This is a genomic window from Chloroflexota bacterium, assembly GCA_026713825.1.
Taxonomy (GTDB): Bacteria; Chloroflexota; Dehalococcoidia; order Lucifugimonadales; family UBA1127; genus UBA1127.
Genome location: JAPONS010000074.1, coordinates 34,532 through 48,914 on the forward strand (window position 1 = coordinate 34,532; position 14,383 = coordinate 48,914).

Sequence of the window (14,383 nt, forward strand, 5' to 3'; positions counted from 1 at the left end):
GCCTAGCCCCCGCTCCCCGGCGCGTCGTTGTCCGATGCCCGCGCGAGGATGATCGCGCCGATGAGGGCCATCAGCAGCACCAGCGACGCAATCTCGAAGGGGACGACCCAGTTGGTGAAGAGCTCGCCGCCGAGCTCCTGCAGGCTCGGGCCCTGCAGCGCCTGCGTGTCGAGCCGGTCGTTCAGGATGACGGCGCCCATCGCGCCGAAGACGCCGAGGGCGGCCAGCGCGCCGACGAGCCACTGCGGGTTGGCCCGCACGTTGGAGAACTCCTCGGCGCGCGTCAGCATCAGCGCGAAGAGCAGCACGATGGTCACCGCGCCGCCGTAGATGAGCACCTGCACCAGCGCAAGGAACTCGGCGACGAGCAGGATGAAGACGCCGGCCACGGAGGCGAGGCTCACCAGCAGGAAGAGGGCCGCGTGGGCCACGTTGCGCGTCGTCACCACGCCGATGCCGCTGACCAGAGCCACGACGGCAACAATGGCGAAGGCGACCGCCTGCGCGTCCATTAGGCCTCGCTCTCCTTTTCGGCGGTGTCCTCACCGGCTTCCGCCTCGGCTGCCGGGGCGCCGCCCTCGACGGCGGGAGCGGCGGCCTTGGCCGCTGCTGCGACGGCCGCCTTCTTCTTCGTCGGCGGGATCCAGTTGGACTCGTGCTGGTACTTGACGCCCATGTCGAGCAGCATCGGCAGGTCCACGCGGCGGCCGTTGCGGGCATAGTGGCTGATCTCGTGCTCGTGGCTCATCTCGATGGCGTCGAAGTTGCAGACCTCGACGCAGATGCCGCACAGGATGCACCGGCCGAGGTTGATCTCGAAGTCCCCGATGATCTTGCGGCGTGTGCTCTCGCCCTCGGCGTGCTTGGGGTTGTCGACCATGGTGCCGGACATGCACTGCGTCGGGCACATGCGCACGCACACCATGCAGCCGACGCAGTAGGGCTCGCCGACCTCGCCGTCCCACGTCAGCGCGGGGAAACCCCACTGCCGCTCCTGCAGGGGCAGGTGCTGCTTGGGGTACTGCGCCGTCACCGGCTTCCGGAGCGTCGTCGACAGGGTCACGAGCATGCCCTTGAGCGCGTTAAACACGTCGCACCTCCCGCGCGGACACCAGCTTCACCTTCGGCCGGTTCTTCTGCGACGCCTGCCGGGTGTAGATGAAAACGGCCGCGCCTGCCAGCGTGACGACTCCGAGAATCGTGTGCACCCAGACCGGCCAGCCGTAGAAGAGCACGAAGGCGACCATCACGAAGTTCAGGAAGGAGAGCGGCACCAGCGCCTGCCAGCCGAAGGCCATGAGCTGGTCGATGCGCAGCCGCGGCAGCGTCCCCCGCAGCCAGAAGATGAGCAGGATGACGGCGTAGCACTTGATGAGGAACCAGAGCACCTCCGGCAGGAAGGGCCCGGACCAGCCGCCCAGGAAGAAGATGGTCACCAGCGCGGCGATGAGGAACGTGTTGATGTACTCGGCCAGGAAGAAGATGGACCAGTGCGCGCCGCTGTACTCGATGAACGGCCCGCCCACCAGCTCCGACTCCGCCTGGAAGATGTCGAAGGGGCTGCGGCCGACCTCGGCGAGGCCCGCCAGCAGGAAGACGACGAAGGCCATCGGCTGCAGCAGGATGTACCACTGGTACCCCTGCCCCTCGGCGATGGCCGTCAGGTTCAGCGTGCCCGCCAGCATCGCGATCGTCATAGCGATGACCAGCAGCGGGATCTCGTAGCTGATGAGCTGCGCCGCGCTGCGCAGGCCGCCCATGATGCCGTACTTGTTGGCGGACGCCCAGCCGGCCATGATGAGCCCGATGATGGAGAGGACGGACATGGCGAGGATGTAGACCACACCCAGGTCCATGTCGCGCAGCACCAGGTCGGAGCTGAAGGGCACGGCCACCCAGACGAGGAAGCTCGGGATGAAGACGGCCAGCGGGGCCAGCCAGTAGATAGGCCGGTCCACCCATGAGGGCATGATGTCTTCTTTGACCACCAGCTTGATCGCGTCGGCCACGGGCTGCAGCACGCCGAAGGGGCCGACGCGCATCGGGCCCATGCGCTGCTGGATGCGCCCCAGCGACTTCCGCTCCAGCCACGTCAGCGAGAGCACGACGACGCTCAGGATGGTGAGCAGCGCCCCCGCGCGGATGACCAGCAGCAGCGCGTCCTCGCCGCCGAAGAACACGGAGAGCGCTATCAGCGCGACGAGGCCGATGACGCCCAGGGCGAGGGCCACGAGGAGGATCACCGGTCCACCTCCCCCAGCACGATGTCCAGGGAGCCGAGGACCATGACGGCGTCGGCCACGTAGGTGTTGCGGAGCATGGGCCGCAGCGCCTGCAGGTTCGCGAAGGACGGCGGCCGGATCTTGAGCCGGTACGGCTTGTCGCCGCCGTCGCTGACCAGGTAGACCCCGATCTCGCCGCGGGGGTTCTCGGCGCGGAAGTAGGCCTCGCCCTTGGGCGGGCGCGGGATGCCGCGCACCTGCGCCTTGATGGCCCCCGACTCCGGCATCTGCTCCAGCGCCTGTTTCACGATCTTCACCGACTGCCGCATCTCCTCTACGCGCATCGCGTACCGGTCCCACGTGTCGCCGTTCTCGCCGATGGGAATGTCAAAGTCGAAGCGGTCGTAGATGGAGTACGGCTCGACGGCGCGGATGTCGTCCGGGATGCCGGACGCGCGCAGCGACGGCCCCGTCAGGCCGTAGTCGAGCGCCTCCTGCCCGCTGAGCACGCCGATGCCCCGGGAGCGGGCGAGGAAGACCTCGTTGTACGTAAGCAGCCGGTCGCCCTCCTCGATGCCCTGCTCGATGGCGGGCAGCACGCCCTGCACGCGGGCGACGAAGTCGTCGGGCGGCTCCTCGCGCAGCCCGCCGATGCGGAAGTAGTTGTGCATCATGCGCGCGCCGGTGACCGCCTCGAAGAGGTTCTGGATGCGCTCCCGCTCGCGGAAGCCGTACATGATGGGCGTCATTGCGCCCGCGTCGAGGCCCATGGTGCCGTAGAAGAGCATGTGGCTGGAGATGCGGTTGAGCTCACAGAGGATGACGCGGATGTACTCGGCGCGCTCGGGGACGGCGAGGTTCATGAGCTTCTCGACGGCGCCGACGAAGGCCAGCTCCGTGTTGAAGTTGCCGATGTAGTCCATCCGGTCGAAGAGGGTGATGATCTGCGAGTAGAGCTCACCCTCGGAGAGTTTCTCGGAGCCGCGGTGGAGGTAGCCGATGTGGGGGTCGCAGTCGACGATGCGCTCGCCATCGACCCAGAGCACCATACGAAATACGCCATGGGTTGACGGGTGCTGCGGCCCCATGTTCACGAGGATATCTACGGATTCCAGGCGTTGGGCTTCCGTCATGCCCTCTCCACCGGGTTTGCGTCCCGACGGGGCGTCTCAAAAGGCGCCCCGTCGCGTGGTCTGCCGTGCCCTCGCACGACGTATGTTGTCTAAAGAAGTGCCGTTGCCAGTCGCCTCCGGCCTGAGGCCGGGGGAACCTACATCATCCGGCGGACAATTCTCTCGCGCTGCTCGTCGGTGATGGCCAGGTCGCGGTGCGCGATGGGGCCGCCCTTCTCCAGCACGGGCTCCCGCTGCCCCAGCGTCTCGATGTCGTTGCCCTGGAAGAAGAGGCCGACGTTGATGGTGTCGCCCCACTCCATGGCGCGCTCGCAGGCCGACTTCCAGTCCTGCGGGTCGTGTCCCTGCTCCTCCAGCTTGACGACCCGCTGCTTGAAGAAGTCGTGCGAGTTGTCGAGGTTGAAGGTGACGCAGGGGCTGAAGACGTCCACCAGCGCGAAGCCCTTGTGCTCGATGGCGCCCCGGATGAGGGCCGTGGTGTGGCGGATGTCGCCGCTGTAGGCGCGCGCGACGTACGTGGCACCGTTCATGATGGCCTGCGTCAGGGGGTTGAGCGGCGTCTCGACGTTGCCGAAGGGCGTGCTCTTGGTCTTCATGCCCAGCCGGCTGGTGGGCGAGATCTGGCCCGTGGTGAGGCCGTAGATCTGGTTGTTCATGACGATGTAGGTGATGTCGATGTTGCGGCGCGCGGTGTGCGTGAAGTGGTTGCCACCGATGCCGTAGCCGTCACCGTCGCCGCCCGTCGCGATGACCGTCAGGTCATGGTTCGCGAGCTTCGCGCCGGACGCCACCGCGAGGGAGCGCCCGTGCAGCGTGTGCGCGCCGTAGGCGTTGATGTAGCCCGGCAGGTTGGAGGAGCAGCCGATGCCGCTCACCGTCAGGATCTGGTGCGGTTGCAGGCCCAGCTCGGCGCACGCCCGCTGCAGCGAGTTGAGCACCCCGAAATCGCCGCACCCCGGGCACCAGTCCGGGTTGATCCCGGAGCGGAAGTTTGCAGCCGTCATTTGTGCACTGCCAGTGGTCATGACCGTTCCTCCCTAAACGTTGACTTCCTGGTAGGGGACGAAGACGTCCGCCTTACCGGCCAGGATCTCCCGCACGCCGTTGGCGATGTGGTGGGGCATGAAGGGCTCGCCGTCGTACTTGCGGATGTGACTGTCGATGGTCAGGCCGGTCTCGCTCCGCAGGTAGCGGTAGAACTGGCCCGAGTAGTTGTTCTCCACGATGATGGGTTTCTTGGCCGCGTTCACCACCGCGGTGATGGCGTTCGCGTGGAAGGGGACGATCCACTTCACCTGCAGGCGGTTGGCGGTGATGCCCTCCTCCGCAAGCTGCTCCACGGCCTCCCGGATGGCGCCCTCCGAGGAGCCCCAGCCGATGAGGGTCACGTCGGCGTCGGCTGGGCCCACCAGGGCCGGCGAGGCGACGCGCCCCTCCAGGTCGTTGAACTTGCGGGCCCGCTTCTCCACCATGGCGCGGCGCTTGTAGGGGTTGGTGTACTCGTCGCTGATCAGGCCGCCGTCCTCGTCGTGCTCGTCGGTGGATATCACGTGGACGTAGCCCTCCGTGCCGGGCAGCGCCCGCGGGGAGATGCCGTCCTCGGTGTCCTTGTACCGCTGGTAGCCGTTGCCCGTCCCCGCATCGGTGATGATCTTGCCGCGGTTGATGGCGGGGTTCATGTCGATGTCGTCCGGGACCACGCTGAAGGTGCCCTCGGAGATTAGCAGGTCGGACAGCACCAGGCCGGGGCACTGGTAGTGGTCGACCAGGTTGAACAGCTCGGGGATGGTGTTGTAGGCGTCCAGCGCGCTTGTCGGGGCGACGATGATGCGGGGGAAGTCGCCCTGGCTGGCGCCCAGCGTCTGCCACAGGTCGCCCTGCTCGGTCTTCGTCGGCACGCCCGTCGAGGGGCCCGCGCGCTGCACGTCGACCAGGACGACGGGGATCTCCATCATCGCCGCCGCGCCCACGGCCTCGGTCATCAGCGCGAAGCCGCCGCCGGACGTCGAGCACATGGCCCGTGCGCCCGCGTGGGCCGCGCCCATCACCATGTTCGCAACGCCGATCTCGTCCTCCACCTGCCGCACCATGATGCCCAGGTCGCGGGCGTTCTGCGCCATCCAGTGCAGCACGCCGGTCGAGGGGCTCATGGGGTAGGCGGCGTAGAACTTGACGCCGGCGGCCGCCGCGCCCATGGCGATGGCGTCGTTGCCCGCCCACTGGGCCTTCGGCTGGTCCGTCTCCGGGAGCGCCGTCGGGAAGGGAGTGAAATTCTGCTGCGCGTACTCGTACCCCGCCCGTGCCACGCCGACGTTCTCGTCGACCACCGACTGCCCCTGCCGCGCGAACCGCACCTTCAGGGAGTCCTCGAGGATCGTGAAATCGAGCTGCAGCAGCGCGCAGGTGGCGCCGACGGCGATCGTGTTCTGCACCAGCCGGTTGCGGCTCCCGGACACCTGCGACACCGGGATGGGGCAGAGCTCCACGCCCTGCCGCGGGTTGCCCGGGTTGATGGAATCGCTGTTGAAGATGGCGCGCGTGCCCTCGCCCATGAGGCCCAGGTGCCGGTTCATGGTGTCCTGGTTCAGGCAGAGCAGCAGGTCCAGCTTGTCGCCGTGCGTGTACACGGGCTCGTCGCTGATTCGGACCGTCAGGAAGATGTGGCCGCCGCGGACGATGGACTGGTAGGCGTTGTAGGCGTTGAAGTAGAGACCCCTGCGAATGAACAGTCGCGTCAGAATGTTGCCCGGTGTGGCGATGCCCTGTCCCGCCTCACCGCCGATTGCCAACGCAAAATCGAAACTCCCGGCCATGGTCGAACTCCTCAATACACAATGGTGTCGACATAGGCCGACACGACTAGCGCAGTATACGGGCAAACTTTACGGGCGTCTATTTGTTCGGCTTGGCCCGCCAGGTGGCCGTATGTGGTTATAGTAACACTCTATAGTGACAGGTTGAGCTATACGCCACACCCTAGTCGTTGCAAGCTGGGCCGTCAAGCGGCCGCTACGAGTTGGCCGCCTACCACTCCTGGTAATCGTGGAAGGGGAAGGACTTGCGCCCCGGGAAGCCCTCGAACTCCTCGTACAGGATGAGGACGCGCGGGTCCGGGTGTCCGGGGAACTCGACGCCGAAGAGGTCGTGCCCCTCCCGCTCGAACCAGTCCGCGCCCCGCCACACCCCCGTCACCGAGGGCACCGACGGCGTCTCCGGCGACGTGTCCACCTTCAGCGTCAGCTTGTGCCGGTGCTCGCGCGACCAGAGGTGGTACACCACCTGGAAGCGGTCCTCGTAGTCGACGACGGAGAGGCAGCGCAGGTAGTCGAAGGAGAGCGAGGGGTCGCCGCGAAGCGTCGCGCAGGCGTCCAGCAGCCGCGCAGAGGCCACGGTCACGACCACCTCGTCCAGCGCGGTGTCAACCTCCGGCTCGAAGGGGGCCAGCGGGCCGGGCAGCAGCGCCTTCAGGGCCTCGCCGCGGTCGTCCAGCCCGATCGGGGGCGGCGCCGCCTGCCTAGGCGCTCTCGCCGGCGCCGTCTCCTGAGAGCTCGCTTCCTGGGAGGGCGTGCTCTCCTGGTCGGGCTGGGGGGTTACTTCCTCCATATCGCCTCGCGTCGTGTTGGATCTTGTCCTGCAGCCGCAGCAGCCCGTCCATGAGCGCCTCCGGCCGCGGCGGGCACCCGGGGATGTACACGTCCACCGGCACGATGTGGTCGACGCCCATTACCACGGAGTAGGAGCGATAGTAGGGCCCGCCGTTGGTGGCGCAGCTCCCCATCGCGATGACCCACTTGGGCTCCGGCATCTGCTCGTACAGCAGCTTGATGGGCTCGGCCATCTTCTTCACCACGGTGCCCGCCACGATCATCACGTCCGACTGCCGCGGCGACGGCCACGTCACGATGCCCATCCGGTCAAGGTCGTGGTTGGCCATGTATGTCGACATCATCTCGATGGCGCAGCACGCCAGCCCGAAGGTCAGCGGCCACAGCGAGTTCTTCCTCGCCAGCGCCAGCAGGTCCTCCAGCGGAGCCGTGATGACGCCCGGCGCGCCGCTGCGGTAGGGCGCGGCCGGCGCGACGTTCCCCTCCGCCGCCTCTGACGGCGGCAGGTCCATGCTGCTGCTCCGCTCCCACTTCTGGTACCACCCCGGCACGACGGGGCTAATGCCCCACGTGGGCTTGTCCTTCTCTACCGCCACTGCAGGACCCCCTTGCGCCACCCGTACAGCACGCCGAAGAGCAGGATGGCGATGAACAGGATCATCTCGTAGAAGACCCAGGAGGCGCCATCGAGGAACATCAGGATCCACGGGAAGAGGAAGACAGCCTCCACGTCAAACAGCAGGAAGAGGATGGCGAAGATGTAGTAGCGGACGTGGATCTGCGACCACGAGAAGGGCGTCGGCGGGATGCCGCACTCGAAGGGCAGCTCCTTCATTGCCGACTTGCGCCTGGGCGCGAGGAAGAAGCTCGCGGCCAGCATGCCGCCCATCGCCAGCAGCCCCACGGCCCCGACGATGACGACGGCGGTGTAGTTCAGGGCATACCCCTCCGGCATGGCAAAGACCTCCGCGCACCACTATAGCACGGCGGCATTGGCGTCGTCATGGGCGCGCCCCTCCCCTGCCCTACAGCGGGAACGCTGTGTAGGTCAACCTGACATCACAAGGGGAAGGTGGTGCCCTAGCCCATCTGCCTGGACCTGTCATAGAGGAGCCGAGGATTCTCGCTCAATAGATGAATTGGCGGGGTGATTACATGCCCTTCGCGCACGGTTTCATGTAATCGCCTGTCAGTCAGAAAAGGTTGGGAAGGTGTAATGACATATGCTTGCACGCCTTTCTTATGCAGCTCCTTTATCAATTCCGAAAAGTCCGGATCCACAGTGATTAGCAATACCACCGTCGCATCAGGGTCCTGCCCGGAGTCTGAGGCAGCTTGCGAGAAAATGTACTCGAACCAGTCCCCATCGTCCTGCCAGATGCGCCAATCTTGTGCTTCAAGCTCCGATGCAAGTTGCTGCTGAGAGGGATTGAGGAAAGCCTTGAGTCGCAGGTGCTTTACGTTCGGCGCAAGGCGCTTGGCCTCATCAACGATCCAGCGCGAAGCTTGATCACCGTTATTGAACATAGGAGCGACGCTTAGCCCGTCCCAAAACACTAGAACACTGTCACGAACCTTTGCCTTCTGTCTGACCGGGGCAAAGAACGTAGGCATGTAGCCTCCTTCCATAGCAACGGAGTAGATTCTTGCTAGCCACTTGGCATCCGGCGTAGTCGATCCAGTCTCCCAGCGCGACAATGAGTTCTGGAGAACGCCCAGCTTGGTAGCCATCTGCGACTGTGAAAGGCCCAACTGTCGACGAGTTTCTATCAAACTCTCCTTCAGGAACTGGTACGAACCAGTCTTTGGCGTCGGCATGTTACAAGTATATACAGTTCTGTAGAATTCATCAACAGGATTGATAAATGGGTTCACGCAATACCTCCATAGTCCATGTCTATGAGCCGTCATCTCTCACCCACCTGACTCCGCCGTTCGCCCTGAGCCCCGGCGAAAGGGTCTCGCACAGGACCCGCCGGAGGGTGACCCCACCCCCTACCTCCCCTGTGCTAGAATGGCGCAACTATTCCGGCAGGGGCGGCATGTGACGAACGCGCTCTCCGGCATCGGGTCCCGCTACTTTGCGGCGCTGGCCTACGCCGACTACCGCTGGCTGTGGATCGCGGCCATGGGTGGGGCGTCGGCCTACTGGGCGCTCATCGTCGCGAGGGGCATCCTCGTGCTGGAGATGTCCGACTCCTCCGCGTGGGTGGGCATCGTCACCTTCGCCGCCATGGGCCCGCGCTTCCTCATCCCGCCGCTCGCCGGCTACCTCGCCGACCGCTTCAACCGCCGCGACGTCCTGGCCGCCGCCTACTGGGCGAACACCGTCAACAACGGCGTCCTCGCCCTGCTGGCCCTGACCGGGTCGCTGGAGCTGTGGCACGTGCTGGCCCTGTCCATCCTGAACGGCACCGCGCGCACGTTCCAGATGACGGCGACCGCCTCGCTGGTGCCGAACCTGGTCCCGCGCGAGAAGCTGCTGAACGCCGTGTCGCTGAACTCGGCGACACAACAGGGGTCGCGGCTCATCGGGCCGGGGCTGATCGCGCCGCTGCTGGCCATCTACGGGCCGGACGCCGCCTTTGTCGGCTGCACGGCCTTCTACGCCCTGGGTGTCGTCATGATCAGCCGCATCCAGACCCGCTCGTCGGGCGGCCTTGGCCGGGGCTCCAACCTCCTCAGCAGTCTGGGCTCCGCCGCGGGGGTCGTCTACCGGCACCCGGAGCTCCGGGTGCTCTTCGGCATCGTGGCCTTCCATTGCGCCATGACCATGTCCTTCGAGGCCATCTTCCCCGCCATATCGCTGAACGTGCTGGACACGGGGCGGACGGGGGTGAGCTACCTGATGATGGCCGTGGGCGCGGGCGGGCTGGTCTCAGCCATCTTCATTGCGGGCGTGCGCGCCGAACGAATGCGAGGCCGCATCCTGCTGGTCTCCGGCGTCGTGAGCGGCATCTCCATGCTGGGGCTGGCAACCGCGACCTCCCTCCCGACGGCAGTGGCGGCCGCGGCCCTCATGGGAGCTTCGCAAGCGGGCTTCATGGCGCTGCTGGCCGCGATGGTGCAGACGCTGGCGCCGGAGGAGATGCGGGGGCGCATCAGCGGCCTCAACCAGATCAACCTGGGCGGCACCATGGCCGTGTTCAACCTCGTCAACGGCTTTGCCGTCGACTTCATCGGGCCGCAGACGGTGCTGGTGTTCCTCGGCCTCGGCTTCGCGGGCATCGTGACGGCGAGCCTGCTCATAGCGGCGCTCCGCGGCATTTACTTCCAGGGCGTCCCCCTGTCGGCGCGAGCGCCGGCCGCGGCGGCCTAGCCCCTCACGCACAAACCATGGACGACAACGAATTCATCCAACGCATGCGGCAGCGCATCCAGGAGAGCACCGGCGTCGACGTGTCGCTGGAGCTCGACCACGTCCAGGCCGGCGACGTTGACGTCATCCTGACCGGCCCCCAGCCGCGCGTCCTCATGGGCGCCGACGCCCTCCAGCACGCAGGCCTCGCCCGCATGTTCATCCAATACGCCATCCTCTGCATCAAAGAGAACCGCAAAGTGGACCAGGACGAGTTCACCCGGTTCCTACGGCGGAACTAGAGCCTCACCATCCGTTCGCCCTGAGCCTGTCGAAGGGTGCCGCGTTGTCCGGCACCAATAGTTAGGGGATAATACCCGCACTATGCAGAACTCTCTCTACTACGGCGACAACCTAACTGTTCTTCGCGAGCACATCCCCGACGAATCAGTTGACCTCATCTATCTAGATCCTCCTTTCAACTCCAACGCTTCCTACAATGTACTTTTCAAAGAGAAGACAGGAGAGGAATCTGCTGCTCAATTCAAGGCATTTACAGACACATGGAAGTGGACAAAGGACACTCAATGGGCGTTTGAGAAGGACATCATTGCAAATCCTGCCGTTCCAGTTGCCGTTAGGGACATGGTCGACGCGTTCAAGAAGTTCATCGGCCAAAATGACATGATGGCCTATCTGGTGATGATGGCCCCCCGCCTGGTGGAGTTGCGACGGGTACTCAAGCAAACTGGCAGCCTGTATCTGCACTGTGACCCGACAGCTAGCCACTATCTGAAAATCCTCATGGACGCGGTGTTTGGAAAGGACCAATTCAGAAATGAGATAGTTTGGCGCCGAACGGGGTCGCACAATCAAAATAAGCGCTTTGGTCCAATCCATGATGTGATCCTGTTTTATACCAAATCTGACAATTACCTTTTCGACGTACAATTCCAGCCTGTCGCGAAAGGACACGTTGATGGGTATTTCCGACAGGAGGACGACAAGGGTAAGTATTGGACCAACGCGTTGACCGGGGCTGGCACGCGAAATGGAGAATCAGGTCAACCATGGAGGGGATATGACCCCACTCCCCATGACAGGCATTGGGCTGTTCCAGGGAACTTAGTAGCCGAACTAGGAATCGACGCAACAATATCACAGCATGAAAAGCTGGAGCAGCTATATCAGGCTGGATATGTTGACCTTCCCACAAAAGCCAGCGATGCCCTACCGACTTTCCGACAATACCTTAAGGATCTGCCTGGCTCACCGCTTCAGGATCTTTGGGCGTACCAGCCGTACACCCGAGGCGTCCTATACGGGGATGAACGCGCAATTGATGAGGATGTCCGCTGGATTCCTAGGCAGGGTGGCAAGGAAAGGCTAGGTTACCAAACACAAAAGCCCCAGGCTCTCCTTGAACGAGTGATAAAGGCAAGTACCAGCCAAGGCCAAATGGTGCTAGACCCATTCTGTGGATGCGGCACCGCGATTGCAGCTGCGCAGGCCTTGGGTCGCCAGTGGATAGGCATTGACATCACGCATCTTGCAGTAGCTTTGATGAAGAATCGCCTACGTACAGCCTTCAATTTGGAAGCTGGCAAGGACTACACAGTGATCGGGGAGCCAGTAGACGTCGGCAGCGCCCAAGCCTTAGCGGAGCAGGACCGTTTTCAATTCCAGTTCTGGGCACTATCGCTATTGGAGGCATTCCCACGCGAGGAGGGCAAGAAGGGGCCGGACGGCGGCATTGACGGTGTTCTTAGTTTCATTGATGGCAAGCAGCGCACGCAGAACAAAGCAATCGTGCAGGTGAAGAGCGGCCACGTTTCGGCCCCGCAAATAAGAGACCTCAAGGGTGTCGTTGAACGGGAGAAGGCATCCCTAGGTCTGTTCATCACCCTTGAAGAGCCCACCAGTGTCATGCAAACGGAGGCCATAGCCGCCGGTTTCTTCCACTCGGAACTCTGGCAGAAGGATTACCCGAAGATTCAGATTCGTACCGTTCAACAGCTCCTGACAGGTCAGGGCTTTGAACTCCCTCCACAGCTTCCGTCTATGTACCAGCCAGCGCAGCGGGTGCGTCGCAAACAGGGACGCCAAGCGTCTTTTGGGGAGTCGTCATAACCCCCTATCAACTCTTCCCCCTCGACGAAAGAAGCCTCTCTAGTCTTCTTTCAATACTCGGATGGGTGTCTCTTTCCTCTCCCCATTCCGACCTTTCAGCCACTACCTGAAGGGCGTGGGACATGCTCTCTATCCCCACAACGGACGCTGCGCGCCTATCAGCCTCGAACTCAAAATGGCGAGACAAAAGTGGATTTGCCACCGGAACGATCGTGAGGGCAGCGGCCACGAGCATTAGCAAAATGGGGTCTCCCATAACAGCGGCAATAGTCATAGCGCCGAAAAGTGCTGTCATCATTACAACCACGCTCTTAAGATTGTGTTTACATGCCAAGTGCGCCATTTCATGTGCTATTACCGCGTTGCCCGCCCGGGTCCAGAGGCACGAGTTTAGGCCTTCAGTGATGTAGAGCCCTTGGCTGCCCACCCATGCATTGATGTGCCCCCCCTCCACTACCTTCATTACTTTGGGGGGACGCACGTTGAGGCGTTGTGCAACTTCAACCACTGCCGAAGGAACTCGCACCTCTTTTGGCCGAACGAGTCTCAACATATTGCGGAGGTCTTTGGGAATGAACTGAAGTGCGTATTGGGTAATGGTGAAGGGCAATAGCAAGATCCAAACAGGGCCGCTTATGGACGCTAGCCATGCCAGGCCGAATGCAATGGCTATGGTAAGGGCCACAAGCCCTACCAAAGCACTAATCCTTAATGTCAGCAATCCCGAGTAGGTCACAACTAATTCCTGCTAGAGTCTCGCAATACAAATTCTAGCAGGGAAATAGACTTGAATTCAACTAATTCATCATCAACCCTATGCTTGCATTGACAGTCGAAGGCAAGGCGGGAGAACCGTTACGGGAATCTGCCTGACTCACCCACTACCCCTTCCCGCTCGCCGCCCGTATCTCCGCTATCTGCGCCAGCAGCGCCTCGTCGTCCAGCTCCAGGTCGATGGGCTCGCCGAAGGGCTGCGGGAACTCGACGGGGATGGAGTAGTAGACCTCCAGGTAGTTGTTCTCCGGGTCGCGGAAGTAGATGCTCGCCGTGTTCCCGTGGGTGATGATCCGCTCCTCCTTGACGCCCTCCTCCTGGAAGAGCTTGTGGAACGCCCTGATGTCCTCCAGGCTCCCCACGTGCATCGAGATCTGCTGCACCAGCTTGACGTCATCGGGCGCCGTCCGGCCGCTGGTCAGCAGGATCTCGTGGTGCTCCTCCGCCGGCCGCGCCGAGAGGAAGCACGCGTTGCCGTTGGGGAAGGCATCCGTCACCGTAAACCCCAGCACGCGCGTGTAGAAGTCCAGCATCTTCGGGTAGTCGTAGCAGTGCAGGCCGATGTGGCCCAGCGATGTCACCTTTGGCATTGTGCCCTCCTCTGCCGCGCACTGTCGGCGCGTTGGCTCAGTGTCGACGATGATATATGGCGATGGGTGTAACGTAGCCTCGACGACGCCCGTCGTCAACGGCAGCCGTGATTGGCTGCCCGCCGAGTCCAGTGCTATCCTCCCGAAACGCAACACCCCAATACGGAGGCGCACCCCGTGGCCGACGGCCTGAAGGACCAGCTCCGCGACTTCGCCCTCTCGCTGCCCGGCGCGTGGGAGGACCACCCCTGGGGCGAAAGCGCCGCGAAGGTGGGGGTGAAGGTCTTCGCCTTCTTCGGCGTGCCCGGCACGGGCTTCGGCATGTCGGTCAAGCTGCCCCAGTCCTCCGAGGCCCTCCTCACGATGCCCTTCGCCCGACCCGCCGGCTACAACCTCGGCAAGAGCGGCTGGGTCGAGATGCACTTCACCGACGACGACGCCCCGCCAATCGACCTGCTGCTCGACTGCGTCGAGGAGAGCTACCGCGCCATCGCGCCCAAGACCCTCGTGCGAGAGCTGGACGCGAGGGAGGCGTAGGGTAGGATCGTGACCCCCCCCCCCCCCCTCCTCCCTCGCCCCCGCCGCGCGGCCAGGGGGAGAACAGGGCGGGAGAGGTAGCCAACATCTCAAA

General features: G+C 63.7%; 16 protein-coding genes. 4 read left to right on the forward strand and 12 right to left on the reverse strand.

Annotated elements, in window-relative coordinates:
• Positions 1-2: 2 nt before the first annotated feature.
• The 10 genes from OXC99_09460 to OXC99_09505 form a co-directional block, all read right to left on the reverse strand.
• Positions 3-512 (reverse strand): NADH-quinone oxidoreductase subunit J, encoded by a 510-nt coding sequence (locus OXC99_09460; protein ID MCY4625208.1) that lies wholly within the window; start codon positions 510-512, stop codon positions 3-5.
• Entirely contained in the window at positions 512-1,090 is a 579-nt protein-coding gene (locus OXC99_09465; protein ID MCY4625209.1) for a 4Fe-4S dicluster domain-containing protein, read from the reverse strand. Before OXC99_09465 ends, OXC99_09460 begins: the two co-directional genes overlap by 1 nt.
• Positions 1,083-2,243 (reverse strand): NADH-quinone oxidoreductase subunit NuoH, encoded by a 1,161-nt coding sequence (gene nuoH / locus OXC99_09470; GenBank protein MCY4625210.1) that lies wholly within the window; start codon positions 2,241-2,243, stop codon positions 1,083-1,085. The genes OXC99_09465 and nuoH overlap by 8 nt, the downstream gene beginning before the upstream one ends.
• On the reverse strand, positions 2,240-3,355 hold the full coding sequence (locus tag OXC99_09475; protein ID MCY4625211.1) for an NADH-quinone oxidoreductase subunit D: 1,116 nt from the start codon (positions 3,353-3,355) through the stop codon (positions 2,240-2,242). Before OXC99_09475 ends, nuoH begins: the two co-directional genes overlap by 4 nt.
• A gap of 137 nt (positions 3,356-3,492) precedes the next feature.
• Positions 3,493-4,380, reverse strand: a complete 888-nt coding sequence (locus tag OXC99_09480) for a thiamine pyrophosphate-dependent enzyme (protein MCY4625212.1) — start codon at positions 4,378-4,380, stop codon at positions 3,493-3,495.
• A 12-nt stretch (positions 4,381-4,392) separates the two neighbouring features.
• Entirely contained in the window at positions 4,393-6,168 is a 1,776-nt protein-coding gene (locus tag OXC99_09485; protein MCY4625213.1) for a 2-oxoacid:acceptor oxidoreductase subunit alpha, read from the reverse strand.
• A 211-nt stretch (positions 6,169-6,379) separates the two neighbouring features.
• Positions 6,380-6,958: an NADH-quinone oxidoreductase subunit C gene (locus OXC99_09490; protein MCY4625214.1), complete on the reverse strand. Its 579-nt coding sequence runs from the start codon at positions 6,956-6,958 to the stop codon at positions 6,380-6,382.
• On the reverse strand, positions 6,870-7,466 hold the full coding sequence (locus OXC99_09495; protein ID MCY4625215.1) for an NADH-quinone oxidoreductase subunit B: 597 nt from the start codon (positions 7,464-7,466) through the stop codon (positions 6,870-6,872). The genes OXC99_09490 and OXC99_09495 overlap by 89 nt, the downstream gene beginning before the upstream one ends.
• An 80-nt stretch (positions 7,467-7,546) precedes the next feature.
• The gene (locus tag OXC99_09500) at positions 7,547-7,915 is read right to left on the reverse strand and encodes an NADH-quinone oxidoreductase subunit A (GenBank protein ID MCY4625216.1); all 369 of its coding nucleotides are present in this window, start codon (positions 7,913-7,915) and stop codon (positions 7,547-7,549) included.
• A 125-nt stretch (positions 7,916-8,040) separates the two neighbouring features.
• Entirely contained in the window at positions 8,041-8,778 is a 738-nt protein-coding gene (locus OXC99_09505) for a helix-turn-helix transcriptional regulator (protein MCY4625217.1), read from the reverse strand.
• A gap of 196 nt (positions 8,779-8,974) precedes the next feature.
• On the opposite strand from OXC99_09505, the gene OXC99_09510 reads away from it, so the two are divergent.
• The 3 genes from OXC99_09510 to OXC99_09520 all read left to right on the forward strand — a co-directional run bounded on the left by OXC99_09510 (position 8,975) and on the right by OXC99_09520 (position 12,388).
• Positions 8,975-10,279 carry an MFS transporter gene (locus OXC99_09510; GenBank protein ID MCY4625218.1) on the forward strand — a complete coding sequence of 435 codons (1,305 nt, stop codon included), beginning with the start codon at positions 8,975-8,977 and terminating at the stop codon, positions 10,277-10,279.
• A 17-nt stretch (positions 10,280-10,296) separates the two neighbouring features.
• Complete coding sequence (locus OXC99_09515) at positions 10,297-10,560, forward strand: hypothetical protein (GenBank protein ID MCY4625219.1); 264 nt, start codon at positions 10,297-10,299, stop codon at positions 10,558-10,560.
• Between the two features lie 82 nt (positions 10,561-10,642).
• Complete coding sequence (locus OXC99_09520) at positions 10,643-12,388, forward strand: DNA methyltransferase (protein ID MCY4625220.1); 1,746 nt, start codon at positions 10,643-10,645, stop codon at positions 12,386-12,388.
• 7 nt (positions 12,389-12,395) lie between these two features.
• Here the strand turns inward: OXC99_09520 and OXC99_09525 are convergent, their stop codons facing one another.
• Both OXC99_09525 and OXC99_09530 read right to left on the reverse strand, forming a co-directional pair.
• Entirely contained in the window at positions 12,396-13,124 is a 729-nt protein-coding gene (locus OXC99_09525) for a M48 family metalloprotease (protein ID MCY4625221.1), read from the reverse strand.
• A gap of 145 nt (positions 13,125-13,269) precedes the next feature.
• On the reverse strand, positions 13,270-13,752 hold the full coding sequence (locus OXC99_09530; GenBank protein MCY4625222.1) for a VOC family protein: 483 nt from the start codon (positions 13,750-13,752) through the stop codon (positions 13,270-13,272).
• A gap of 177 nt (positions 13,753-13,929) precedes the next feature.
• Between OXC99_09530 and OXC99_09535 the strand changes: the two genes are divergently transcribed.
• Entirely contained in the window at positions 13,930-14,289 is a 360-nt protein-coding gene (locus OXC99_09535) for an MmcQ/YjbR family DNA-binding protein (protein ID MCY4625223.1), read from the forward strand.
• Positions 14,290-14,383: the final 94 nt, after the last annotated feature.

Coding starts and splice junctions, on each gene's coding strand:
- OXC99_09520 (MCY4625220.1), top strand. CDS start 10,643: ATGCAGAACTCTCTCTACTACGGCGACAACCTAACTGTTCTTCGCGAG.
- OXC99_09510 (MCY4625218.1), top strand. CDS start 8,975: ATGGCGCAACTATTCCGGCAGGGGCGGCATGTGACGAACGCGCTCTCC.
- OXC99_09480 (MCY4625212.1), bottom strand. CDS start 4,380: ATGACCACTGGCAGTGCACAAATGACGGCTGCAAACTTCCGCTCCGGG.
- OXC99_09485 (MCY4625213.1), bottom strand. CDS start 6,168: ATGGCCGGGAGTTTCGATTTTGCGTTGGCAATCGGCGGTGAGGCGGGA.
- OXC99_09490 (MCY4625214.1), bottom strand. CDS start 6,958: ATGGAGGAAGTAACCCCCCAGCCCGACCAGGAGAGCACGCCCTCCCAG.
- OXC99_09500 (MCY4625216.1), bottom strand. CDS start 7,915: ATGCCGGAGGGGTATGCCCTGAACTACACCGCCGTCGTCATCGTCGGG.
- OXC99_09515 (MCY4625219.1), top strand. CDS start 10,297: ATGGACGACAACGAATTCATCCAACGCATGCGGCAGCGCATCCAGGAG.
- OXC99_09460 (MCY4625208.1), bottom strand. CDS start 512: ATGGACGCGCAGGCGGTCGCCTTCGCCATTGTTGCCGTCGTGGCTCTG.
- OXC99_09475 (MCY4625211.1), bottom strand. CDS start 3,355: ATGACGGAAGCCCAACGCCTGGAATCCGTAGATATCCTCGTGAACATG.
- OXC99_09530 (MCY4625222.1), bottom strand. CDS start 13,752: ATGCCAAAGGTGACATCGCTGGGCCACATCGGCCTGCACTGCTACGAC.
- OXC99_09505 (MCY4625217.1), bottom strand. CDS start 8,778: ATGCCGACGCCAAAGACTGGTTCGTACCAGTTCCTGAAGGAGAGTTTG.